The 23,931-nt window shown below is 70.5% G+C and carries 15 protein-coding genes and 4 pseudogenes; 14 read left to right on the forward strand and 5 right to left on the reverse strand.

All coding sequences use genetic code 11. From position 1 onward, the window contains the following. Positions 1 to 60 precede the first annotated feature (60 nt). The 5 genes and pseudogenes from Ato02nite_RS09310 to Ato02nite_RS51465 all read left to right on the forward strand — a co-directional run. Positions 61 to 597: pseudogene (locus Ato02nite_RS09310) on the forward strand (DUF2397 family protein); the annotation flags it as partial. Positions 598 to 668: 71 nt separating this feature from the next. Further along, positions 669 to 896 (forward strand): annotated as a pseudogene (locus tag Ato02nite_RS53215) (hypothetical protein); the annotation flags it as partial. Between the two features lie 74 nt (positions 897 to 970). Further along, positions 971 to 1,561 (forward strand): annotated as a pseudogene (locus Ato02nite_RS09315) (DUF2397 family protein); the annotation flags it as partial. A gap of 95 nt (positions 1,562 to 1,656) precedes the next feature. After that, a pseudogene (locus Ato02nite_RS52950) lies at positions 1,657 to 1,929 on the forward strand (DUF2398 family protein); the annotation flags it as partial. 91 nt (positions 1,930 to 2,020) lie between these two features. Further along, the gene (locus Ato02nite_RS51465; protein ID WP_246606397.1) at positions 2,021 to 2,665 is read left to right on the forward strand and encodes an aldehyde dehydrogenase family protein; all 645 of its coding nucleotides are present in this window, start codon (positions 2,021 to 2,023) and stop codon (positions 2,663 to 2,665) included. A gap of 339 nt (positions 2,666 to 3,004) precedes the next feature. Here Ato02nite_RS51465 and Ato02nite_RS09325 read toward each other — a convergent pair whose 3' ends face one another. Then, positions 3,005 to 5,395 carry a glycoside hydrolase family 2 TIM barrel-domain containing protein gene (locus Ato02nite_RS09325; RefSeq protein ID WP_213006009.1) on the reverse strand — a complete coding sequence of 797 codons (2,391 nt, stop codon included), beginning with the start codon at positions 5,393 to 5,395 and terminating at the stop codon, positions 3,005 to 3,007. A gap of 93 nt (positions 5,396 to 5,488) precedes the next feature. On the opposite strand from Ato02nite_RS09325, the gene Ato02nite_RS09330 reads away from it, so the two are divergent. Beyond that, positions 5,489 to 6,496, forward strand: coding sequence for a substrate-binding domain-containing protein (locus tag Ato02nite_RS09330; protein WP_213006010.1), 1,008 nt, complete (start codon positions 5,489 to 5,491; stop codon positions 6,494 to 6,496). Here the strand turns inward: Ato02nite_RS09330 and Ato02nite_RS09335 are convergent. Next, the gene (locus Ato02nite_RS09335; RefSeq protein WP_213006011.1) at positions 6,468 to 7,940 is read right to left on the reverse strand and encodes a carboxylesterase/lipase family protein; all 1,473 of its coding nucleotides are present in this window, start codon (positions 7,938 to 7,940) and stop codon (positions 6,468 to 6,470) included. The genes Ato02nite_RS09330 and Ato02nite_RS09335 overlap by 29 nt on opposite strands. A gap of 38 nt (positions 7,941 to 7,978) precedes the next feature. Between Ato02nite_RS09335 and Ato02nite_RS09340 the strand changes: the two genes are divergently transcribed. After that, a complete protein-coding gene (locus tag Ato02nite_RS09340) occupies positions 7,979 to 8,893 on the forward strand; it encodes a nucleoside hydrolase (RefSeq protein ID WP_213006012.1) in 915 nt (304 codons plus the stop codon). Here Ato02nite_RS09340 and Ato02nite_RS09345 read toward each other — a convergent pair. Then, positions 8,887 to 9,501, reverse strand: a complete 615-nt coding sequence (locus Ato02nite_RS09345; protein ID WP_213006013.1) for a TetR/AcrR family transcriptional regulator — start codon at positions 9,499 to 9,501, stop codon at positions 8,887 to 8,889. The two genes, Ato02nite_RS09340 and Ato02nite_RS09345, sit on opposite strands and share 7 nt — an antisense overlap. A gap of 266 nt (positions 9,502 to 9,767) precedes the next feature. On the opposite strand from Ato02nite_RS09345, the gene Ato02nite_RS09350 reads away from it, so the two are divergent. The 6 genes from Ato02nite_RS09350 (at position 9,768) to Ato02nite_RS09375 (ending at position 18,816) form a co-directional block, all read left to right on the forward strand. Then, positions 9,768 to 11,189 carry an ABC transporter substrate-binding protein gene (locus Ato02nite_RS09350; RefSeq protein ID WP_213006014.1) on the forward strand — a complete coding sequence of 474 codons (1,422 nt, stop codon included), beginning with the start codon at positions 9,768 to 9,770 and terminating at the stop codon, positions 11,187 to 11,189. A gap of 18 nt (positions 11,190 to 11,207) precedes the next feature. Then, positions 11,208 to 12,137, forward strand: coding sequence for an ABC transporter permease (locus Ato02nite_RS09355; RefSeq protein ID WP_213006015.1), 930 nt, complete (start codon positions 11,208 to 11,210; stop codon positions 12,135 to 12,137). A 76-nt stretch (positions 12,138 to 12,213) separates the two neighbouring features. Further along, on the forward strand, positions 12,214 to 13,983 hold the full coding sequence (locus tag Ato02nite_RS09360; protein ID WP_213006016.1) for a dipeptide/oligopeptide/nickel ABC transporter permease/ATP-binding protein: 1,770 nt from the start codon (positions 12,214 to 12,216) through the stop codon (positions 13,981 to 13,983). Next, a complete protein-coding gene (locus Ato02nite_RS09365) occupies positions 13,980 to 14,843 on the forward strand; it encodes an ATP-binding cassette domain-containing protein (protein ID WP_213006017.1) in 864 nt (287 codons plus the stop codon). The genes Ato02nite_RS09360 and Ato02nite_RS09365 overlap by 4 nt, the downstream gene beginning before the upstream one ends. Beyond that, the gene (locus tag Ato02nite_RS09370; protein ID WP_213006018.1) at positions 14,840 to 17,281 is read left to right on the forward strand and encodes a beta-glucosidase family protein; all 2,442 of its coding nucleotides are present in this window, start codon (positions 14,840 to 14,842) and stop codon (positions 17,279 to 17,281) included. Before Ato02nite_RS09365 ends, Ato02nite_RS09370 begins: the two co-directional genes overlap by 4 nt. Further along, positions 17,278 to 18,816: a glycoside hydrolase family 43 protein gene (locus tag Ato02nite_RS09375; protein WP_213006019.1), complete on the forward strand. Its 1,539-nt coding sequence runs from the start codon at positions 17,278 to 17,280 to the stop codon at positions 18,814 to 18,816. The genes Ato02nite_RS09370 and Ato02nite_RS09375 overlap by 4 nt, the downstream gene beginning before the upstream one ends. Before the next feature lie 119 nt (positions 18,817 to 18,935). On the opposite strand, the gene Ato02nite_RS09380 is transcribed toward Ato02nite_RS09375, so the two are convergent. Next, a complete protein-coding gene (locus Ato02nite_RS09380) occupies positions 18,936 to 20,570 on the reverse strand; it encodes a methyl-accepting chemotaxis protein (protein ID WP_213006020.1) in 1,635 nt (544 codons plus the stop codon). 174 nt (positions 20,571 to 20,744) lie between these two features. Here Ato02nite_RS09380 and Ato02nite_RS09385 point away from each other — a divergent pair, with 174 nt between their 5' ends. Next, the gene (locus Ato02nite_RS09385; RefSeq protein WP_213006021.1) at positions 20,745 to 21,053 is read left to right on the forward strand and encodes a hypothetical protein; all 309 of its coding nucleotides are present in this window, start codon (positions 20,745 to 20,747) and stop codon (positions 21,051 to 21,053) included. Between the two features lie 87 nt (positions 21,054 to 21,140). Here Ato02nite_RS09385 and Ato02nite_RS09390 read toward each other — a convergent pair whose 3' ends face one another. Next, positions 21,141 to 22,928 (reverse strand): sensor histidine kinase, encoded by a 1,788-nt coding sequence (locus Ato02nite_RS09390; RefSeq protein WP_213006022.1) that lies wholly within the window; start codon positions 22,926 to 22,928, stop codon positions 21,141 to 21,143. Between the last annotated feature and the right edge of the window lie 1,003 nt (positions 22,929 to 23,931).

The following is a 23,931-nucleotide window of genomic DNA, read 5'->3' on the forward strand; positions in this document are numbered from 1 at the left end:
AGTCATGACGGTGACGATGGGCAGACGTTCCACGTCGAGGTGACCGACTCACGGCGCGCGATGGCGTACCTGATCGCGCCCGGTTCGGACGATTACATCAGGATCATGGCGGTACTCGAGTCGTCCGTGACCGACCTGACACCGTCTGAGATCGCGGTGCTGGTGTCGGCCGGCGGGCCAGCGATGTCTGACCTAGTGGTCCAGAAACGGCTGGACAAGCTGAAGGACTGGACGGCGGCCACCGGGCGCAGCGACCCGTCGCGGATCCGCCGGCACGCCGACATCCTGGCGCGGAACTGGCGGTGGACAGCCACGCCCGCCGGGCGGCAGGTGCATCGGTTCTACACCTCGGTTCTGGCGGCGACTCCGACGATGCGGGAGATCCCGCTGCCCAGCCTTGCGCGCATTGTGGAATCGGTGGAACAACTGGCGCTCGCTCCGGCATTGCCCCGGCGCGACGACCCGCAGATCGCTGAGCTGATCGGACGGCTGTTCACCGGCCACGACGATCTGGACACCGCTCTGGTGGGCGCGGAGGACAGTCTGGCCGGCTTGGCGGACCGTTTCGACCTTGACCAGGAAGCAACTGACGAGCTCAAAGGACTGCTGGCGACTACGCCACGCACGTCGCCGGCGAGCTGGAGCGTGGCGCGCAGCAGGCCTACGATGTGCTGCATCGGTTGTTGCGGCCGCACTTCACGACGCTGGCCGAGATCGCGGTGGCTCAGTCACAGGCCCGCGCTCTCATCGAGCGCGGCGCGCTCACCGCTTCCAAGGGCGGCCAGGTCAGCGACTGGGTGGGTCTGACGGCCTGGTGTGACCCGCACACCGGGCGTTCGAGCAGGTTCGCACTGCGGTTGGTTCGTGCGCTGCCCGGCATGCACGCCAACCTGCGCAGGCTGCACAGCTCGGCCGGCTACGCCACCGGGCGTGCTCGCGCGTTGTTGCTCGCCAGGCCTGCCTCGACCCGCGTTACGGTACGGCGATCCTGCAGGCGGCCACCGGTGATCACCGGTGGCGCAAGCTGTACGGCGAGGCGGACGACACCGAGCTGTCGAGCAATCCGCAATGGCGGGGCGGTCCGGCGGTGGACCTGCCCGAGTTGCTGCGTACCACTGGCCGGACAGGCGCGCGGGGACGAGCCCCGGCTGCGCGTGACGACGCGTCGGCGCGGGCGGCGGTCCAGGCGGCGCGTGAACTCAGAAGAGCTCAGCATGCAGCGGCGATCGAGGAGATTCTCGCCGGCGAGCCTGGTGGGCAGCTGTCACCGGGAGCGGCGCAGGTTGCGCTCGCGGCGCTGATGACCGCGGTTCGTGCCGGCTTGGTGCCGGGCACGACCGATCGGCGTACCGGCGTGCGTGACGGGTTGTCCTGCACTCTTTTTCACGTCGGCGAGGGGGCCGGCGTGCTGGTGGCGCCGACGTGGCGGGTGCTGCTGCCCGGGCGGGTGCTGGTCTTCCACCTGCCCGGGCGGTGGGCTACCTCGCCGCGGCCGACGCGGCGCGATCCGGCGGCTCGTGCGGTGATGTTCCTGCAACCGGTATCGGAGGCCGCCGCATGACCAGCACGACGTCGGCGGGCGCCAAGGCGTGGCGGCAGCGCCGGGCCACCGAACCGGAAACGGCGGCGGAGACCACCGCGGTGCTGCGGTTGCTGATGGTCCAGCCGTGGCTTGTCGCCGGCCGCGACGACACCGCCATCGCCACCGTGCGGCGCAATGAGGAAGCGGTCCGTGAAGTGCTGGGGCGTCTAGGTTGGGTGCTCGTGTCCGACCGCGACTTCGTTCGGCTCCGCAAGTCACCGCCGCCGCGCCGCGAAGCGTGGGCGGCCGGAGGTCCCGGCCCGCTGACGTGTTCGTGGTTCTTCTTGCTGGTCGCGGCCGCGGAGTCGATGCCGCCACGGGTGAGCATCGGGCAGCTGATTTCGGCGGCGCGTAGCGCGGCGGCCGAGGCCGAAGTGCCCACTCCGGACGATATGCCGCAACGAACCCGGCCTGCTCTTCATCCCGCACACGACGGAGGTGGACCTGGCCGGCGCGTTCGCCGGCATCGGCGCCCACCGCCTGCTCCACCCCGGCATCGCCGACGGCTACGCCCAGCGGCGGGCCGAGGTGGTCGGCACGCCGGGCGTGACAGTTCTGATCGACGGCGAACTCGACCCGCCGACCCCGACCCTGGTCGAGACCGACCTGGAGACCCTGCTCGCCCAACGGAGCACCCTGGTGGACGAGGCCTTCGGTCCGATGTCGGTAGTGGTCCGCTACGACCCCACCACCGACCTCGCCGCCGCGCTCGGGTCGCTCATCGAGGGCTCGCTGACCGCCGCCGTCCACGTGGGCCACGGCGAGGACACACCCTGGCTGCGCGCGCTGATCGACGTGCTCAGCGAGCGGGCCGGCCGCCTGCTCTTCAACGGCTGGCCGACCGGCGTCGCCGTGACGCCCGGGATGCAGCACGGCGGCCCGTTCCCGGCCACCACCAACCCGACCACCACCTCGGTCGGTACCGCCGCAATCGACCGCTTCCTGCGCCCGGTGACCTACCAGAACTGCCCACCCGCGCTGCTCCCGCCGCCACTGCGCGACGACAACCCGTGGGTGATCCCCCAGCGCCGCTCCCCCGCCGACGAGTCCACCACCTGGGGCGCCGCCTACCGTGACCGATAGCCCACGACCGCATGGGAAAGACCAAGGTCGACGGCCGCCAGGCCGATGGCGGTCTGCGCCATCGCGATCGCGCCGCCCAAGGACCGGCCCGGTCGGCGATGCGGGTGATGCAGGCAGCGGTGAACTCGTTGATGCGGCTCGCTCCACGGACCGGCTTCTCACCGGGACCGACCAGTACCTCCGCACCGCCCGAAGTCGCGTGCTCCGCGGCACGTGCTTGAGCCACGTCACGAACATCCCCATAGGCCCGCGGCGGTCCTCCAGTCGCGCCAGGCGAATCGTCGGTCCTGCGCACGGGCCCGTTGGTCAACGCGCATCGGCGGCTCAACTCCTACAGAGTCACGGTGTGCGCGTTTGCAGTTCGGCAGTTGCGGTGCCGTGCCGGCGGCTTGTCGCGGTGATCGTGATGGTGCCGGGCTGGTCGTCGGCACGGATGACCGCGAGGGCGCGGCCGCGGTACGTGGTGTGGGTGTCGCCGGTGAAGGTCTCCTCGGTCTGCGGGGCGGCGCTGCCGAACGCGGTGAGGTGGCCGGGGCCGGCGACGGTGATGGTGACGGTGTCGGCGGCGAGCATCTCCACGGTGCCGTCCTCGTCGGCGAGCTGGATGTGGACGAAGGCGAGGTCCTGACCGTCGGCGGTCAGCGCCTCGGATTCGGCGACCAGGCGCAGCCGGGCCGGTCCGGCCGAGGTGAGCCGGGACCGCCCGGACTCGTGCCCGTCCCGGTAGCCGACCGCGACGAGCTCACCAGGCTGGTACGGCGTCCGGAACCGGGCGAGGAACCGCCGGGGCCGCCGCCGGCCCAGACTGCGGCCGTTGAGCAGCAGCTCCACCTCGTCGTCGGCTGAGTAGACCTCGATCTCGGCGGTGCGGCCCTCGCATCCGCGCCACGCCCAGCTGGGGACGGCGTCGCTGGCACGCCAGGCGGTGCGCAGGGTGCGCTGGCCGGATCGGTCCAGTGGACGGACGGCGATCGCGGGTGCGGTGAGTTCGCCCCAGACCGCGCGAGCCAGCAGTGCCGGGGCGCCGGGCAGTCCGGTGATGTCGATGGCGCCGGGGCCGGCGATCAGGGCCGGGTAGGGCTTGTGGAGTCCGCCGGGCTGGTCGCCGTACGCCCAGGTGCCGATGCCTGCCTCGCCGAGATAGTCCCAGCCGGTCCACATGAAGTCGCCGAGTACGCCGGGGACGCGCTCGACGAGCGGCCAGATCCGGGGGAGGTCGCCGGGCATCGACTCGGTGCCGAGGATGACCCGGCCGGGGTGGCGCCGGCGGTCGCCGAGGTAGCGGCTGAAGGCGTAGTTGTACCCGGCGATGTCGACCGCGGCGAAGGCGTCTCGGCTGACCCGGTCGGCGACCGGCAGCTGGGAGATCAGCCGCATGACGGCGCCGAGCCGGTTGGTCAGCACGTTCGCGGCCGTGCTGGTGATCCGCGACGGTTTGGGCTGTTCGGCGGGCTCCTCCTCCAGCCGGTACGGCGACTTACCGCGGGTGGCCATGATGTTGAGCAGAAGGTTGATCGCGACGGTGGTGGGCCGGTGTGGGTCCAGCCGGGTGATGAAGTCGTGCAGTTCCCGGGCGGTCCGCGCGCCCTGGGCGGTGGCGGTCTCGGTGATCTCGTTGCCGATCGAGTACATGATCACGCTGGGGTGGGCGTGGTCCTTGCCGATCATGGCGCGGGCGTCGTCGCGCCAGGTCGCGGCGAAGTCGGGAGCGGCGTCGTGGGCGGTCTTGGACTGGTACCAGGTGTCGGTCAGCTCGTCCATCACGTACAGGCCGATCTCGTCGCAGGCATCGAGGAGGTCGCGGGAGATCGGGTTGTGGGCGCTGCGGATCGCGTTGTAGCCGTTGGCCTTGAGGATGCGGGCGCGGCGGAACTCGGATGCGCGGAAGGTGGCGGCGCCGAGAACACCGCTGTCGTGATGCACGCACGCGCCTCGCAGCAGGATGTGCTCGCCGTTGACCAGCAGGCCACGTTCGGCGTCGACGTGCAGGGTGCGCAGTCCGGCGCGCAGCGTCCGCCGGTGCAGCACAACGTCGCCGTCGAGCAGTGACACCGTCGTGTTGTACAGGTGCGGATGGTCGTGTGACCAGAGCCTGGCCTCCGGGACGGCGAGCCGCAGCTCCGCCGTGCCGCCGGTGACGGGGGCCGTCGCGCGGACGGCGTCGCCGAGCCGGACCTCCACGGTCAGGCTGTCAGGCGCCGGGCCCGCGACGTCGACGCCTACCTCCACCAGGGTGGGCTCGCCGGTCGCGTGGGTGTGCACGCGGACGCCGTCGCGCGGCAGGTGCACCTCGGGAAGATTCTCGAGCCAGACCGGGCGGTAGATCCCGGCGCCGGTGTACCAGCGGCTGTTGGGCACCTCGCGGTTGTCGGCATCGACCTCGATGAGGTGTTCCCCGCCCGGGGTGATGACGTCGTGGAGCGGGACGGTGAACTCGCGGTACCCGCTGGCGCACCGCCCGATCGGGACGCCGTCGACCTGCACCACGGTACGGCCGTGGACGCCCTCGAACACCAGGCTCAGGCGTCGCCGGGCGGCGTCGTCCGGAGCGGTCCAGCGCTTGGCGTACCGGTAGCGGCCGCCCGGGAAGTAACCGCCGTGGGTGCCGGTGCCACCGCGCGCACCGCGCGGCTCGGCCAGCATCGCGTCGTGGGGCAGCCGGACCGGCACCACTGCGGCGCCAGGCAGGCGTTGCAGGGACCATCCGTCCGTGAACAGCGTGGTGCCCACCGCGTTCCTCCCAGGTTACGTTGCTGACACGTGACAGCAACGTAAGGTGGCTGCTGTTACGTGTCAATAGCGGTGTTGTGTCACACTCCGCTGGTGAACAGCCCTCCCGCCCGGCCGACAAGCACGGACGTCGCCCGGCTCGCCGGGCTCTCCCGGTCCGCGGTGAGCCAGATCCTCGGGGGAAACGAGGACCGCTTTCCGCCGGAGACGCGCGAACGGGTGTTCGCGGCCGCCGCCGAGCTCGGCTACCGGCCCTCGAAGGTCGGCCGGGCGCTGGTCACCGGGGTCAACGACCTCGTCGTGCTGATCGTCCCGAACGTGACGTTCGGCCATCATCTGCAGGACGGCATCGACCGAATCACCTGCGGCGCGGCCGCCCACGGCCTAAGCGTCGTGGTGCGGTATGCCGGCGTCGGCCACGCGTCCGTCCTTGACGCCGTCCTCGACCTGCAGCCCGCGGCGGTGGTCGACCTGGGCGTGTTCGACGCCGCCACGGCCGCTACCCTGCGCGCTGCGGGGATCCGCCTGCTGCCCCGGTCGGCGGCGCTGACGGCGCGCGCCTTCACCGACCCGAATCGCGCGATCGGTGCCATGCAGGCCGAGGAGCTGCTGCGCACGCCCGGACGCCGGCTCGTTTACGCCCTGCTCGCCGACGACCGGCTCGACCCGTACGGCCCGCCCCGCGCCGAGGGCGCCGCGTTGCAGGCCCGGCAAGTGGGCGCCGGCGAGCCGATCCGGGTGCGGCTACCGCTGGAACGGGCCGGCGCGGCGCGTACCCTCGCCCCCGTGTTCGAGGAGGGCCCGGTCGGCATCTGCTGCTACAACGACGAGGTGGCGATCGCCGTGATCGCCGCCGCCCGGCAGCTCGGCCGGAGCGTCCCGGAGGAGGTCGCGGTCGTCGGCGCGGACGGCACCAGCATCGGGCAGCTGGTCGCGCCCCGGCTGACGAGCGTGCGGATCGACTTCGCCGCCCTGCTGGACGTGCTGATCTCCGACGCCGACTGGCGCGCCCTGCGCGCCGGGACCGACCGCGACGCGACGGCACCGCCGGAAACCGACCTGAGCCGGTTCGTCACCCTGGTGCCGGGAGAGACGTCATGAGCAGCCGGGCACTCTCGTACGCTTCCGCGCCGGTCACTGCGCCGGTGGCATCCCAGGTCATGACCGGCTCCTTCGCATCCCACGCGGGCCAGCCGGGATCGGCGTCGCGGATGAAGGCGGTGTAGGCGCCGTGCACGGCGTCGGCGAGTTCCTGCGGCGGAGCTTCCCCGGCGAGCCGCGCTACGTGCTCCTGCGCCAGGACGTCCCAGGCGAACGGGACGTCGAGGCAGTGCCCGGACAGTCCGTCGGCCCCGCTGCGCCAGGCGAAGTCGTAGACGAATGTCGGTGCGGCGGCGCCGGCCCGCAGCTCCGCCCACTGCAGGAGGTGCCGCCGGAACACGCGGTCGGTGACCGACTGGCCGAGCACGGCCGCCGGTGACCGGTCCGCCAGCGCGGCGGCGTACCCGGCCGCCACGTCGGGGCGCAATCCGGTCCCCACGAGCAGGCCGGCTGGGTCGGCGTCGTCGAACAGCGCCGCGGCACCCAGCGCGATCATCGAGAACTCGTCCCGGGTGGTGCCCACGAGCAGTGGTACATCCGCGCTCTCGCCCCGGGCCAGACCCTCGGCGACCGTCCACGGCAGCACTTCGCCGTCGATCATCGGTGCCATCGGCAGGCCGGCCGACAGCGCGGCAATCGCCCCGAGCACGCCCTCGCGGGTCGGTGGGCCGCCGATCCCGGCCCGGCTGCTCTGTGCCGCCACCAGATCCAGTTCGCCAACGCCGGCGAATCCGGCCAGGTCGGGCCGGACGCCGAGCCGGCCGGCCAGCTCCCGGGTCACCGTCGTCGCGTCGGCCGCGGTCCGGTCGCCTGGCGAGCCCGAGATGGCGATGGCGCCGTGGAAGAGGCCCCGGGCCGCCGGCGCGACGAGCAGGTGCATGACGCTGCCGCCGCCGGCCGACTGTCCCGCGATGGTGACCCGGCCCGGGTCGCCGCCGAAAGCGGCAATGTTGTCCCGTACCCAGTGCAGCGCGAGGATCTGGTCGAGCACGCCGCGGTTGGCCGCGGTGCCGGGCAGATATCCGTAGCCCTCGAAGCCGAGCCGGTAGGCGATCGTCACGACCACGACACCGTCGCGGTTGAACGCCGCCCCGTCGTACCAGGGGCTCGCCGGAGATCCGGCGACGTATCCGCCGCCGTGGATGTAGAGCAGCACCGGCAGGCCCGCCGCGGCCGGGCCGGGCGTGAACACGTTGAGTGTGAGGACGTCGTCGCCGGGGATGGACGGCTCCGGAATCGCCGTCACCTCCATCAGGGCGCGGCGCTGCGGTGTCGGCCCGTACGCCACGCAGTCCCGTACCCCGGACCACGGCCGTCGCGGCTGCGGTGCGCGGAAGCGCCGTTCGCCGTAGGGCGGCTCGGCGTAGGGGATCCCGAGGAACGCACGGCCCGCTCCCCAGGCGCGTCCGCGGACCTGACCCGCGGTGGTACGGACGGCAATCATCGCTCTCCTCGCCATCGTCTCGTGACATGATCCGGACCGTGGCCCGCATCCGTGTGATCTCCGACAACGACTACTCCGGCGACCCGGACGGCCTCTGGCAGCTGGCTCACCTGCTGCTCAGCCCGGATGCCGACGTGCGGCTGGTGATCGGCTCGCACCTGCGCGAGGGCGACCCGTTCGACCCGTCCGGCCGCAGCGCGGACAACGCCGCGCGCAAGGCCCGCGAGATGGCCGCGGCGTGCGGGCGGGACGGCATCCGGATCGTGGCGGGGTCGAACGCGGCGCTGCCGGCCGAGGGTTCGGCCGTGCGCGGCGACGCGGTGGCCGCCATCGTCGAGGAGGCGATGCGCGACGATCCCCGGCCGCTCTACGTGGCCTGCGGCGGGGGTCTCACCGAGATCGCATCCGCCTGGCTGGCCGAGCCGCGGATCGCGCAGCGGCTCACCGTGGTGTGGATCGGCGGTCCGGAGTACCCGGGCGGGCTCGTCCCGCCGGGCGCGATGCCGGTCGAGTACAACACGCTCATCGACCCGGCGGCCGCGCGGGTCGTCTTCAACGACTCGGATCTGCCGCTGTGGCAGGTGCCCCGCGACGCCTACCGGCAGGCGCTGGTCTCGATGCGGGACCTCGAGTACCGGGTGCGGCCGCTCGGCCCGCTCGGCGAGTTGCTCGTCGACTCCCTCGAACAGACCCGGGACATGATGCGCGGGCACGGACTGGATCCGGGCGGCACGTACATCCTCGGTGACAACCCGCTCGTCCTGCTGACCGCGCTGCAGTCGGGGTTCGAACCGGACCCGTGCTCGTCGCAGTCGTTCCGCCGGCCGCGGCCACGGGTGCGCGACGACGGCACGTTCGACTTCGACGGGGCCGGGCCCGAGGTGCGGGTGTTCACCCGGCTCGACGTGCCGCTCATGATGGCGGACCTCGTCGCCCTGCTGGCCGGTCACTGAGACGTGGGTCTCGGGGTGCGCAGACCGCGGACGTACGCCCGCAGCGGGATCGTCATGTCGAAGCCGCCGTCCTCGTACAGCCACTGGATCTGAAGCCCGTCGAGCAGCGCGATCAGCGTCCGGCTCACCTCGGCGGGGTCGAGTTCGGGGTGTAGGTCGCCGCGTGCCTGTCCCTCGGCGACGGCCTCCTCGGTGAGCTCGCGCACCCACGTGTACCGCCGCCGGAAGTACTGATGCCCCGGGTGGTCCGCCGAGGTGGCCTCGCCGGAGAGCACGGAGAACAGCGCGACCAGGCCGGGCGTGGTGGCGTTGTACGCGGTGAGGTCGATCAGGGCCTCGATGAGGGCGACGCCGGTGGGCAGTTCCGCCCCCATGCTCTCGCGCGCCAGGTCGTCGCGGTAGGTCAGGACCGCTTCCAGCAGTTGCTCCTTGCTGGCGAAGTGGTGCAGCAGGCCCGGCTGGCTCAGCCCCACCCGCTCGGCGATCTCGCGCAGGGAGCCGCCGTGGAAGCCCGCCTCGGAGAAGACCTTGATGGCGGACTCGAGTATCTCGGCGCGCCGGTCCGCTGTCTTGGCGTACTCGCCTCGCGGCCTGCGAACGAAAGCCATGCGGTCCTCCTGGTATCCGGGACATGGTCCCTCGTGGCCAGGTGCGTTACCGGGCCGCGACGGAAATGTTAACGGTTGTGGTCGCGAAAACCTACCGAGTACTCGGTAGGTGGTGTTACGGTCCCCGCCATGCCACCCGAGAGAGGGGACGAGATATGGGCCGTTCGAGCAGGTTGATCGCCGTCGCAGTGGTCGCGGGTCTGGGACTCGCCGGTTGCGGCGCAGGCAGTTCCACCGACGGCAGCGGGAGCGGAGCGTCCGGCAGCGTGATCCTCGGTTCCCTGGTGCAGCCGACGAGTTACGCCGCCAACGGAGCCGGCTGGGCCAACGAGTCGCTGTTGCAGCAGGCCGTCTACGACACCCTCGTGCACGCCGACCCGGACGGGAAGATCGTGCCGTGGCTGGCCACCGAGTGGTCCTGGAACGACGCGAAGACCGTCCTGACCCTCAAGCTGCGCACCGACGTCACGTTCACCGACGGCACGACGTTCGACGCCACCGCCGCGGCCCAGAACCTCGTGCGCTTCCGCGACGGCACGGCGCCCAACAAGTCGTTCCTCGCCGCGATGACCGACGCGAAGGCCGTCGACGCCGCGACCGTGCAGATCACGCTCAAGCAGCCGGACCCGGCCCTGCTCACCTACCTCACCCAGGCTCCCGGTCTGATGGAGAGCCCCAAGCACTTCGGTGCCGCCGACGAGAAGACCAACCCGATCGGCACCGGGCCGTACGTCCTGGACACCGCCAAGACGGTGGTGGGCTCCTCGTACGTGTACACGGCCAACCCGAGCTACTTCGCCAAGGATCAGCAGCACTGGAAGAACCTGACCATCAAGGTGATCAGCACTGCGGCCACCGAGGTCAACGCGATCAAGGGCGGTCAGATCGACGGCATGAACGTCATCGACGCCACGACGGTCGCGCAGATCAAGGGCGCCGGCTACCGCGTCGTCGACCACGAGCTCGACTGGTCCGGCTTCGCGATCTTCGACCGCGCCGGCAAGCTCGTCCCGGCCCTGAAGGAGCCGAAGGTCCGCCAGGCGATCAATTACGCCGTCGACCGCGCCGGCCTGCTCAAGGCCGCCGCGCAGGGCAACGGCACGACGACCAGCTCGGTTTTCCCGACCTATTCCCCCGGCTACGACCAGAGCGTCGACCAGCTCTACACGTACGACCCGGCGAAGGCGAAGCAGCTGCTCGCCGAGGCCGGTTTCCCGAACTTCAGCATGACGCTGCCGCAGGTCTCCGGCTTCGGCCAGGTGCAGAACGACCTGCTCAAGCAGTATCTGGGCGCGGTCGGCATCACCGTGAAGTTCGTGACGGTGCCGATCAACAACATCATCACCGACCTGCTCGCCGGCAAGTACCCGGCCGCGAACTTTCAGCTCCAGCAGGACCCGACCGCCTGGCAGGAGGCCAACTTCCTGCTCACGACCAACGCGACGTTCAACCCGTTCAAGGTCGCCGACCCGACGGTGGACGGGCTGGTCAAAACCATTCAGACCGGCTCCGAGGCGGACGCGGCCACCGCGACGAAGGATCTCAACAAGTACGTCACCGAGCAGGCCTTCATGGCGCCGTACTACCGGGTGAAGGGCTTCTGGGCGCAGAACGACAAGATCTCCGCCAAGCCGCAGGCCGGCAACGCCATTCCTTACCTCTACAGCATCACTCCTGCCAAGGGCTGATGCGCCGTGCTGCGATTCGTGCTGAGACGACTCGCTTCGGGAGTCGTACTGATCGTCGTCATCACGGCAGCGACGTTCTTTCTGCTGCACGCGTCGGGCGGCAACATCGCCCGCCGCATCCTGGGCCAGGAGGCCACCGAGGACACCGTCGTGCAGAAGACGCACGAGCTCGGTCTCGACCGGCCGGTGGCCAGCCAGTTCGGTGACTGGCTCTCGCACGCGATCCACGGCGACTTCGGCGCGTCGTGGTTCACGTCCCAGCCGGTCTCCGAGGCGATCACCTCACGGCTTCAGGTCACCCTGGAACTCGTCATCGGCGCAACTCTCGTGTCCGGCATCGTCGCCGTCGCCCTCGGCGTCCTGGCGGCGACCCGGCGCGGCTGGGTCGACCGGCTCGTGCAGTTGCTGTCGGTGCTCGGCTTCGCCGTCCCGAACTTCCTCGTCGCGCTCGCCCTCGTCACCGTCTTCGCCATCCAGCTCGAAGTCTTCAAGCCGACCGGCTACACCTCCCTCTCCGACGATCCGGCCGCGTGGTTGTCCACGGTGACGCTGCCGATCATCGCGCTGTCGATCGGCTCGATCGCCGGCGTGGCCCAGCAGATCCGCGGCTCCATGATCGACGCCCTGGACCGCGACTACGTACGGACCCTGCGTAGCCGGGGGCTGCCCGAGTGGCGGGTCGTCTACAAGCACGTGCTGCGCAACGCGGGAGGCCCGGGCCTGGCGATGCTCGCCGTCCAGTTCGTCGGTCTGCTCGGCGGTGCCGTCATCATCGAGCAGATCTTCGCCATCCCCGGCCTCGGCCAGGTGTCGGTGGGTGCCACGAGCCAGGGCGACGTCCCGCTGGTGATGGGGCTCGTTCTCGCCTCGGCGGTCGTCGTCGTCGCGGTCAACCTCGTGGTCGACCTCCTGCAGGGCTTCCTCAACCCGAAGGTGCGGCTCTCATGACCGAGCGAAGCGAGGGCATCAGCATGCTCAGTCCGGAATTGGGTCTCGGCAGCTCGGAGCGAAGCGAGGAGCTGGCATGACCTCACTCTGGCGACGCCTGCTGCGCAACCCCACCGGTATCGGCTCCCTGATCTTCCTCGTCCTCGTGGTGCTCAGCGCCGTCTTCGCGCCGCTGCTCGCGCCGCACGACCCCAACACCGCGAGCGCGTACGACACGCTGTCCGGGCCGAGCGCCACGTACTGGCTCGGTAACGACGGCTCGGGCCACGACGTGTTGTCGCGGCTGCTGTTCGCCACCCGCCTGTCGGTCACCCTCACCGGCGAGACCCTCGTCATCGCCGCGGTCCTCGGCATCGTCGCCGGGCTCCTGGCCGGCTACTACGGCAAGTTCTTCGAAGCGGTGGGCGCTGCCGGGACCAGCCTGCTGCAGGCGCTGCCCGCCATCGTCGTCCTGCTCGCCGCCAAGAGCGTCCTCGGCCCGTCGGACTTCGCCGCCATGGCCGTCTTCGGCGTCCTCATCGCACCCGCCTTCTACCGGGTCGTGTACTCGGCCGTATCGGCGGTCCGCGGTGAGCTGTACGTCGACGCGGCCCGCGTGTCCGGGCTGTCGGACCCCCGGATCATCGGCCGCCACGTGCTCACCGTGGTCCGCGCCCCGGCCATCGTCCTGGCGGCGAACATCGCCGGCATCTCGGTGGCCATCTCCGCCGGGCTCGACTTCCTCGGCCTGGGCGACCCGGCGATCCCGAGCTGGGGCGGCATGCTCAACGACGGCTTCACCAACATCTTCACCCAGCCGTTGCTGGTGCTATGGCCGTCACTCGCGATCGGCCTCACCTGCATCGCCTTCGCGCTGCTCGGCAACGCCCTGCGCGACGAACTCGAGCGCGTCGACGCCGCACCGAAGCGGCGCCGGCGGGCCACCCCGGCGACCACGGTCACCGTGGCGCCGGCGGCGGTCATCACCCACGACGAAGCTCCCGAGAAGCCTGGCACCGACCTGCTCGTGGTCCAGCACCTGTCGGTCGGCTACGGCAGTGCGGACGGGTCGGTGAAGACCGTGGTCGAGGACGTCACACTCACCGTCCGGCGGGGCGAGGTACACGGGCTCATCGGCGAGTCGGGCTCCGGCAAGACGCAAACCGCGTTCTCGATCCTGCGCCTGCTGCCCAGCGGCGGGCGGCTCGTCGGCGGCTCGATCACCTTCGAGGGGAGGGACCTGGCGAATCTGTCGGAGAAACAGATGACGGCGCTGCGCGGCAAGAAGATCGCGTATGTCCCGCAGGAGCCGATGAGCAACCTCGACCCCTCGTTCACCGTCGGCTCACAGCTCGTCGAGCCGATGCGCCTGCACCTCGGCCTCTCGAAATCCGACGCCAAGGCGCGCGCCCTCGACCTGCTCGCCCGAGTGGGCATCCCGAATCCCGGGCGCACCTACGCGGCGTACCCGCACGAGGTGTCGGGCGGCATGGCCCAGCGGGTGCTCATCGCCGGCGCCATCTCGTGCGACCCCGACCTGCTCATCGCGGACGAGCCGACCACCGCGCTGGACGTCACCGTGCAGGCCGAGGTCCTCGACCTGCTGCGCGACCTGCAGCGCGAACGGCAGATGGGAATGCTGCTGGTGACCCACAACTTCGGCGTCGTGGCCGACCTCTGCGACCGGGTGTCGGTCATGCAGTCCGGGCGCATCGTCGAGACCGGACCCGTTCGCGCGATCTTCGCCGGCCCCCGGCATGCCTACACCCGCAGCCTGTTCGAGGCCATCCTGCCGGACGCCGAGGCCCGCGGCGCGCTGCCGGGGATCACGTCGTCGGGCACCCTCGGGGAAGGAGTGACCGCATGACCGAGACGCTGCTCGAGGTGCGGGACATCGTTGTGGACTATCCGGTCAAGGGATTCCGCAAGCCGCCCTTCCGGGCGCTCGGCGGCGTGTCGCTCGAGGTCGGCCCCGGCGAGTGCGTCGGTCTGGTCGGCGAGTCCGGCAGCGGCAAAACCACTCTGGGCCGCGCGGTGCTCGGCCTGGCCCCGGTCACCTCCGGATCGATCACCTACCGGGGCCGCGAGATCAGCCGGCTACGGCACCGGGAGCGGCGTGCGCTCGCCGCCGACCTGCAGGTCGTCTTCCAGGACCCGTACACGTCGCTCAACCCCTCGCTGACGATCGAGCAGATCCTCACCGAGCCCCTGATCGCCCGCAAGACGGACAAGCAGCTGGCCCGGCGTCGGGTCCGCGAGCTGCTCGACGCCGTGCACCTGCCGTCGGACGCGGGTAATCGGCTGCCCCGCGAGTTCTCCGGCGGTCAGCGGCAGCGGGTCGCGATCGCCCGCGCGCTCGCCCTCGACCCGAAACTGATCGTCTGCGACGAACCGGTCTCCGCGCTCGACCTGTCCACCCAGGCCCGGGTGCTCGACCTGTTCAAGGAGATCCAGGCCCGTACCGGGGTCGCCTACCTGTTCGTCAGCCACGACCTCGACGTCGTGCGCTACCTCTCGCACCGCGTCGCGGTCATGTACCGCGGCGAGATCGTCGAGTGGGGCCCCGCCAGCCAGGTGACCGTCCGCCCCGAGCACCCGTACACCCAGCGCCTCTTTCTGGCGGCTCCCGTGGCGGACCCGGCGAAACAGGAACAGCGGCGCGCCGAGCGCCACCGGCTCCTCGCGTTGCAGCGGGAGCAGGACGAGCAGATGGAGATCAACGCATGACCGACACGAACGCCCGGATCGAGGAGGCGCTGGCCGCGCTGACGCTCGAGGAGAAGGTGCGGCTGCTGACCGGCCGGGACTTCTGGAACACCTGGCCGATCGAGAAGATCGGGTTGCGCGCCATGCTGTTCTCCGACGGCCCGTCCGGGGTGCGCGGCGAGCGGTGGGACGAGCGCGAGCCGTCGGTGAACCTGCCGTCGGCGACCGCGCTCGGCGCCTCGTTCGACGTCGACCTGGCCCGCCGGTACGGTGCCGTCGCCGCGGTGGAGGCCCGGCGCAAGGGCGTGGACGCCGTTCTCGGGCCGACGATCAACCTGCACCGCTCGCCGCTGGGCGGCCGGCACTTCGAGGCGTACAGCGAGGACCCGGTCCTCACCGCCGACCTCGCCGCCGCCTTCGTGCACGGGTTGCAGGACAACGGGGTCGGGGCCACGCCGAAGCACTACATTGCCAACGACTACGAGGACGAGCGCTTCACCGCCTCCTCCGAGGTGGACGATCGGGCCCTGCGCGAGTTGTACCTGCTGGCCTTCGAGAAGGCCATCGTCGAGGCCCGCGCCTGGCTCGTGATGAGCTCGTACAACTCGATCAACGGCGTGACGGCGACCGAGAACGAGCTCCTGGAGACGCCGCTCAACAGCGAGTGGGGCTTCGACGGCGTGGTGATCAGCGACTGGACCGCCGTGCGCAGTCTCGAGGCGGCCAAGGCCAGCCAGGACCTGGCCATGCCCGGCCCGGTCGGCCCGTGGGGTGACGCGCTCGTCGCGGCGGTCCGCGAAGGCAAGATCGACGAGGCGCACGTCGACCGCAAGGTACGCCGGATCCTGCTGCTCGCCGTACGGGTCGGCGCCCTGGACGGGTTCGGCGCGAAAGAGCCGGTGCTCGTCGAGGACGGCGCCGCCTTCGCCCGGGAAGCGGCGGCCGACGGCATCGTGCTGCTGGAGAACCGTGCCGCCCTGCCATGGGACGCCGACGCGATCACCAGCGTCGCCGTCATCGGCGACAACGCCGCGCACGCCCGCACCCAGGGCGGTGGCAGCGCGACCGTGCTCCCCGCGTACACGATCTCCCCGCTCGACGGCCTCCGCTCCGCCCTGCCGCACGCGACGGTCGACTATGCCCTCGGCGCCATCGTCCAGACCGGGCTCAGCCCGCTGCCGGCCGACCGGATCCAGAACCCGGTCACCGGCGGTCCCGGCGTCCGGGTCCGCTTCCTCGACGCGGCCGGCCAGGAACTCTTCGGCGAAGACCGGCTCACCACGTCGCTGGTGTGGTTCGGCGGCGACGCGCCGATCGCCGAGGCCGCCAGCGTCGAGCTGACCACCCGGTTCACCCCGGCCGAGGACAGCACGGTACGGCTGGGGTTCGCGACGGTGGGCGCCGGCATCGTCAGCATGGACGGCGAGCGGATCGTCGAGGCCGACCTGCACCCGGTCGGTGACGACCTCGGCGCGGCGTTCCTCAACCCGCCCAGCGCCACGCGTCCGGTGGTGTTCGTCGAGGGCCGCCCCGTGGACATCAGCTTCGAGCTCGACCTCACCGGCCGGGTGGACTTCCTGTCCGGCGCGCTGTCGTTCCAGTTCGGTACTGAACCGGAGGACATCGACCCGGACGCGCTCATCGCCGAGGCGGTGGCGGCGGCCCGGTCGGCCGATGTCGCCCTCGTCGTGGTGGGTACGAACGCGGTCGTCGAGTCCGAGGGCTGGGACCGCACCTCGCTCTCCCTGCCCGGCCGGCAGGACGACCTGGTCCGGGCCGTCGCCGCGGTCAATCCGCGCACCGTCGTGCTGGTCAACTCGGGTTCGCCGGTGGTCATGCCGTGGCGTCACGAGGTCGCCGCCGTCCTGATCGGCTGGTTCGGCGGCCAGGAGTTCGGCGGCGCGGTGGCCGACGTGCTCACCGGCCTGCGTGAGCCCGGCGGCCGCCTGCCCACCACCTGGGGCGCCGACGAGGCCGGCGTGCCGATCCTCGACACCAGGCCCAAGGACGGGGTCGTCGAGTACCGCGAGGGCATCCACATCGGCTACCGGGCCTGGCTCCGCCAGCCCACGGTGCCGCCGGCCTACTGGTTCGGCGCGGGCCTCAGCTACACCCACATTCCCCTGGTACGCCTCGACGCACCGGCCACGGCGGCACCCGGCGAGACGATGACCGTGTCCGTCGGCGTGCAGAACCGCAGTGACCGCGACGGCAAGCAGGTGGTCCTGGTCTTCGCCGAGAAGCCCGGTTCGGTGACCGACAGGCCGGCCCGGTGGCTGGTCGGCTTCGCGGTCGTGCGGGTACCGGCGGGCGGCTCCGCCGTCGCCGACGTGACGGTGCCCGTCCGCCTGCTCGCCTACTGGGACGCGGGCTGGCAGTACGAGACCGGCGAGTATCTGCTACGCGCCGGCACGACCGCTGTCGACCTTCCGCTCTCCACGAAGCTCATGCTGCGGTGACCCGGCTGTTCAACCCGCTGATCCCCGGCTTCAACCCCGACCCGAGCGTGGTCGAGGCCGGCGGCGCCTACTACCTCGTCACGTCGACGTTCGAATATGTGCCGGGTATCCCGGTGCACCGCAGCACCGACTTCGAGACGTGGGAACTGATCGGCCACGTCGGCGTCACCGCGGCAACCCTCGGGGTGGCCGCGGTGCCGACCGGCCTCGGCGTGTGGGCCCCGACGATCCGCTATCGGGACGGCCTTTTCCACGTCATCGTCACCATCCCGTTCAGCGCCAAGCGCTGCGTGCTGTTCACCGCCGCCGACCCGGCCGGGCCCTGGGACGAGGGAATCACGATCGACGGGATCGACGGCATCGACCCCGATCTCGCCTGGGACACCGACGGCAACGCCTACGTGACCTACTCGGGACTCGTGCTCTCCGGCGACGACCTCGGCGCCCACAACGGCATTCTGCAGGCGCGGGTGGACCTGCGAGCCGGCACGGTGCTGGAGACACCGCGCTCGCTGTGGAGCGGCACCGGGCTCATGTTCCCCGAGGCGCCGCACGTCTTCCACCGCGACGAGCACTGGTACCTGATGATCGCCGAGGGCGGCACCGAACGCGGACACGGCGTCTCGATCGCCCGCGGCCCGTCGATCGAGGGACCCTTCCAGGGTGCGCCGGGCAACCCGGTGCTCAGCGCCCGCAGCACCAGCCGGCCGATTCAGAACACCGGCCACGCTGACCTCGTCACCCTGCCGGACGGCGACGACGCACTGGTCCTGCTGGGCATGCGGCCGCTCGGCGCCACCCGCCAGTTCTCCCCACTCGGCCGCGAGACGTTCGCCACCCGCGTGCGGTGGGTGGACGGCTGGCCCCGGCCGGAGCCGGTGACCCTGGATCCACGCCCGGGCGAGGACACCGAGTCCTTCTCATTCGCCGAAGCTGGTGCGTGGACCGACCCCGGCTGGATCCGGCCCCGCGGCGCCCCCGCCGAGGTCGCACACGTGTCGGGTGGGCGGCTCGTGATCAACGGTGCCGTCGGTGGGATGGCGGCGCTGCGACCGGCGTTCGCCGGCCGCCGGCAACGGCACCACACCAGCGCGACCAGCGTAACGATCGACGCGACGAACGGCGCCGGTGGCCTGGCTCTCCGGTACGACGAGGGTCTCTACATCGCGATCGAGGCCCGCGGTTCGACCGTGACCGCGACCGCCGTGGTGTCCACCCTGCGGCAGGAGTGGACGGCCACCCTGCCGCCCGGCGAGATCACCCTGCGGATCGAGACGGCGCCGCCACCTGAGGGGTTCGGCGCCGAGGCGACCGGCGGCGACCGGATCCGGCTGCTTGCCGCGGCCGGCGGTGAGCAGCGGGTGCTTACCGAGCTCGATGGCCGGCATTGGAGCGCCGAGTCCGCCGGCGGCTCGTTCACCGGCCGGGTCACCGGCATGTTCGCGGCCGAGGGCACCGTATCGTTCGGAACCTTCTCGTATCGCGGCAGCGAAACCTCGGGGCCCGACCGGGTGACACCGGCCGCGGCGTCGTGACAGGTAAGAAACGCGTCTGTCCCGTGCGATCGGGGATCGCGGCTTCACCATCCGGTGCCGAGCCGGCCGTTCGAGCGGTGGCAGGTCGGCGTGACATCCCGGTATCGGCCGGTGGGTGATCAGGTGCGGAAGGTGGAGACCAGGCTGCTCAGTTCGGTGGACATGCGGGCGAGTTCGGTGGTGGCCTGCTGGGTTTCGGTGACGCCTTGGCTGGTCATCCGGGCGGCTTCGGCGACACCGGTGATGTTCTGCGCGATCTCCCCGGCACCGCCGGCTGCTTCGCTGACGCTGCGGTTCATCTCCGCAGTGGTGGCGGTCTGTTCCTCCACGGCCGAGGCGATGGTGGTCTGGAACTCGCTGATCCGCTCGATCACCGACGAGATTTCGTCGATCGCGGTGACCGCGCCGCTGGTGTCGGCCTGGATGGCTTGGACCCGGCGGGAGATGTCCTCGGTGGCCCGCGCGGTCTCCTGAGCGAGGTCCTTGACCTCAGACGCCACCACCGCGAAGCCCTTGCCCATTTCGCCGGCGCGGGCGGCTTCGATGGTGGCATTGAGGGCGAGCAGGTTGGTCTGCTCGGCGATCGCGGTGATTACCTTGATGACGTTGCCGATCTCCGCGGACGAATCACCGAGTTTGTTCATGGTGGCCGACGTGTTCGCGGTGATGGTGACCGCCTCCGACGCGACGCGCGCGGCCTCGGCGGCGTTCTGGGAGATCTCCCGGATCGAGGCCCCCATTTCCTCGCTGCCGGAGGAGACCGTCTCGACGCTGCGGGAGACCTGTTCGGCGGCGGCGGACACGGCGAGGGCCTGAGCCGAGGTTTCTTCGGCGGATGCGGCGATGTTCGCGGCGGTGCTGCTCATCTGCTCCGACGCGCCGGCCAGGGAGGTGGCGGACCCTTCGATGGTGGTGATCGTCTGCCGTAGCCGGTTCAGCGCGGTGTCCAGGGAGCGGGCCATCCGGCCGGGCTCGTCGCCGGTATCCAGGCCGGTGGAACGGGTCAGGTCGCCGTCGGCGAGCCCGTCGCACACGTAGGTGACCTTCGTCAGCGACTGCACGATCTTGCGGGCGACGATGAAGCCGATCGCGAGTGCGAGAACGATGCCGACAGTCAGGGTGATGATGGAGGTGGTCCGGCTGGACTCGTACCCGGACTTCGCCGCGTTGGCGTTCTTCGCGGCGTCGGCGGTTTCCAGGCCGTCCATGGTGGCGAGCTGGTCGAAGAGCCTCGTCATGATCGGCAGCACCGTGGCGTCGCGGATCGCCGTCCACCCGGCCAGATCGCTGCGGTTCCCGGCCGGGATCAGCTTGTTGGTCGCGATGTCGGTGTAGGCGTCCCAGTCGGTTTGCAACTGGTCGATCAGGGCAGCGTCCGACGCCGGGTTGCTCGCCCGGTAGGCGGCCATGGCGGTGGTGAACGCTTGCAGATCGGCGTTGTACGCGTCGGTGAACTTCTTCGTGTTGGTCGCATCCAACGACAGCGCCTGGTTGGCGGTGTCGACCCGGGCCTTCAACACGACAGCCTTCAGCTGGCCTACTGCTTTGATGCTCGCGACGTTGCTGCTGGAGATCAGCTGAGCCGCGTTACTGGCGTCACGCAACGCCAACAGTCCGACAATCCCTACGATCAGCGCGACCAGGGCCGCGGTTCCGACCGCGGCGAGGACTTTCACGCTGACACTTAGATCAGCGAAAGATCGTCGCGTACGGCCGTCTGCCGTTGCTTGTGTGGAAAGAGTCATCGCAGCCATCACAGTCCCTCTTTCAGACGAAAAGTCAGAGTTTCTGCCCCCCGCCGGGCTTTCTCCTACCGCCCATCACTATGCGAGCAAATGGCTGCTACTGCGCACGGTTCGATGGATTCCGCCGGACCGGTCGGTGGAAAGGCTCATAAGGTCAATCCCACGCGCCTAGCGTGAGGTGTCGTGGTCACCGAACAGGAGTACACCCTGCTGTCCCTGCGGGCCAGAACGTCAGCGGCGTTCGCCGACCTGCAGGTGGTCATTTTGCGGGACCTCGCCGCGCGACTGAAAGCGGACGGAGCATCGGCCGACTGCGCCGTGCGGGTAGATGCCGCAGCAGACCAACTCGAGGCCGCCGCACGCCAAACCTGGTACGCCTTACGAGCCGGCGAGACAGGCACGTTGATGTGCGGAAAGACGACCGGTGCTGAACGACTTCGCGATCAACATCGGTCACCGCTGGCCTGCCGCGGAGAAACCACTGACCAATAGCGCCGAATCACCGCTTCGTTCGAGGTCACGACCCTGCCGGGAGCACCGTCGAAATGGCAGCGATCTTGTCCGGCTTTACCTGGCGGATCACGCTGTTTCGTCAGCGGTTGCGGGGATGTGGGTTGCTGCGGGCAGCGTCACGGTGAAGCAGGCCCCGGTGGGCTGGCCGGGCTGGTAGCCGATGTGGCCGCCGTTGACTTCGACGAGGCGTTGCACGATGTACAGGCCGAAGCCACTGCCCTGGGCTGCCGTGCCGGTGGCGGCCTGGGTGAATCGGTCGAAGAGGTGGTCGACGAAAGCGGCGGGTACGCCGGGCCCTGCGTCGCAGATCTCGAGGGTGACTTGCTCACCGGCCGTGGTGGCGGTGATGGTGACGGGTGGGGCCCCGTATTTGAGGGCGTTACCGATCAGGTTCGCGGCGATCTGCCGCAGGTGGGTCGGGTCGCCGTACGCCCAGACGGGCTCCACGGCGGAGGCGTCGATCAGCATGCCGGCTGCCCCGCTGTCGCTCACGGCTTCGGCCACGGTCTGGGTGATCAGCACCGGTCTGGCGTTGTGGGTAGGGCCGGCGTCGAGGCGGGCGGTGGCCAGCACGTCGTCGACGAGGTTGTTGAGCCGGTTCGCGGCACCGATCACACGTGCGAGGCTGGCCGGGATGTCGTAGTCGCCCGACGGACGGCGCCCGGGTCCCGGGGCCGGGGGTGACTCGGGGGTACCAGGGGTGGTGCCGGTGGCCTCTTGCCAATCCTCGAGAACGAGTTGGCTGTAGTTGATGATGGTGGTCAAAGGTTGACGGGCGTCGTGGGAAAGCATGGCGACCATATCGGCGCTGCGCCGGTTCGCGGTGCGTAGCGCCCGCGCGGTGCGGGCCTGCGCGGAGATCATGACGGTCATCGCGGCCAGCAGCACCGCCAGCAGGATGCCACCTGCCAGGCCGACCGTGGCCGCAGGCTCGGGATCCTGGATGCTGACCGACCCGGGTAGCGGCGCCAGGTGCAACCGCCAAACCCGGCCTGCGGCCGGTACCTCAACAGTGCGCGCGTACGGGCCGTGGGAGCGAAAACCTTCCGGGTCGGCGGCAATCGGCACCGGGTGACCGTCGTCGAGCAGTTGCACGCCGACGTTGCCCGGGGCCACTCCGGTGAAAGCCTCGGTGAGGAACCGATCGGCGCGGATCTGCGCAGAAACCCAGCCCAGCAGCGCGGCCCGCCGCGCCGGGATCGCTCCGGGCCCGCTGCTGGCTGCGGCGGCGGGCGTGCGGTAGACCGGAAGTAGAAGCCAGTACACCGCGCGGCCGTTGGCGGCGGCCGTTGGCGCGGGCACCATCGCCGGCTGGCCGGTGTCGCGGCTGCGGTCCAACGCGGCTGACACGGCAGGATCCGCGCGCCGGTCGTCTCCCGGCGCGGACCCGACCGGTTCGGTGTCGTACTGGTACACCAGCACCGCGTACCCGGCCGGGCGGCCCGGCGGGATGGTCCGCACACTCGGATTACCGGCCGCGTGTTGCTGGCCGATCAGTCTCGCCGCACCGAACTCGCTGACCGGGATCTGCCAGCCGAGGGCCTGCATCGCGGTGTACCGGTGCCGGAGGTCCAGACCCTGCACGAATGATGCGAACCGCTGATCACGGCCCAACGTGCCTCCGACACCGTCGGTTCCGGTCTGCAGGGACGCCCCGACGGCCCGCAACGCGTCGAGGTAGCGGGTCAGGTTGCCGGTGACCCGGGTGACGCGGCCGGCCAATGACTGGTCCATCCGCTGAGCGTTCTGCGCCGCGACCGTGTGGCTCCACCACCGGTCGAAGACCACCGATCCCGCCGTGCCGACACAGAGAATCAATACGGCGGCTACCAGCGCGCCCCACAACCCGAGCACAGACCGCAGCCGTCGGCGCCACCTATCGCTCCACCGCATGTGCAGCCCCGTCCGACGAACCCTCGATGGCGATCATGAGAAGGGTTTAGGCGGAGGTGCCGGTTGCCCCGACCGTCGCCTGACTCGTCTCACCCATCGTGGCAACACTCGAGCCGGTGCCGCGCCGCTTTGAGTCGATTCGACCAGAACGTTTGCGCCGTGCGGGGAAGGCGCCGTTCCCGCGGGAGAAGGCACGAACCCGCCTCGCCGGGCACCGCCCATGGCCGTTGACCGCTCTGCCGGTGCGAGTACTCATCGCTGCTGGTTGTCTCGTCAGGGGATGACGGCCTGCGTCAGGCCGTGACGGGCGATGAAAACTACGCTGAGTGACGAAGTTCGGTGAGTCTCGATCTCATGAGCGATCATCAGAGCCTCGCCACTGTCCCCGGGTCCCGCCGCCAGGCGAGCCTCGGCGTACCGGATCCCGTATCACCCTGCGGCAGCCAACCAAGGTCGGCACCGCACCCCGAACGCTGCCGGCCCCCGGGTTCACGACACCGGTGCTCGCGACGATTGCCGCCATACTGCTGTCCCTGCTCGCGACGGTCGTGGCGGCTTTGGCGTGTGCACGTACAACCGCGGCGACCCGCTCGAGGACTTCCGCAACCAAACCTGCGGGTCGAAACCCGCCGCGTCGGGCAACTGGTCGGTCACCCTCGTCGGCTACTACATCAACCACCCGATGTGGGTTCTGCATCGCCAGGCCGGATCCTGCTTGGGGATCGGCGGCGACCTCGGCGACGACCCCTACCTGTACATGACCTGCAGCGTCGTGATCACCAAGAACTCGCACCGCGAACGCGCTGCTCAACCCGTCGATTACATCGGTAGCCCGGACACGACCATCGCAGGCTCCCGATCCGGGCACGCCCCACTGATCCTCCGAGACGCCATCGACCATCACGGCGCAGCTGCCGGACTGCATCAACGTGCCGGACGCTCTCTGCGCTCGCGGCGCACGCGC

Source organism: Paractinoplanes toevensis (assembly GCF_018332695.1).
Lineage (GTDB): Bacteria > Actinomycetota > Actinomycetes > Mycobacteriales > Micromonosporaceae > Actinoplanes > Actinoplanes toevensis.

Excerpts from the sequence above, each read along its gene's own strand:
- Ato02nite_RS09335 (WP_213006011.1), bottom strand. The coding sequence starts at position 7,940 with ATGATTGCCGTCCGTACCACCGCGGGTCAGGTCCGCGGACGCGCCTGG.
- Ato02nite_RS09345 (WP_213006013.1), bottom strand. The coding sequence starts at position 9,501 with ATGGCTTTCGTTCGCAGGCCGCGAGGCGAGTACGCCAAGACAGCGGAC.
- Ato02nite_RS09360 (WP_213006016.1), top strand. The coding sequence starts at position 12,214 with ATGACCTCACTCTGGCGACGCCTGCTGCGCAACCCCACCGGTATCGGC.
- Ato02nite_RS09365 (WP_213006017.1), top strand. The coding sequence starts at position 13,980 with ATGACCGAGACGCTGCTCGAGGTGCGGGACATCGTTGTGGACTATCCG.
- Ato02nite_RS09370 (WP_213006018.1), top strand. The coding sequence starts at position 14,840 with ATGACCGACACGAACGCCCGGATCGAGGAGGCGCTGGCCGCGCTGACG.
- Ato02nite_RS09380 (WP_213006020.1), bottom strand. The coding sequence starts at position 20,570 with ATGGCTGCGATGACTCTTTCCACACAAGCAACGGCAGACGGCCGTACG.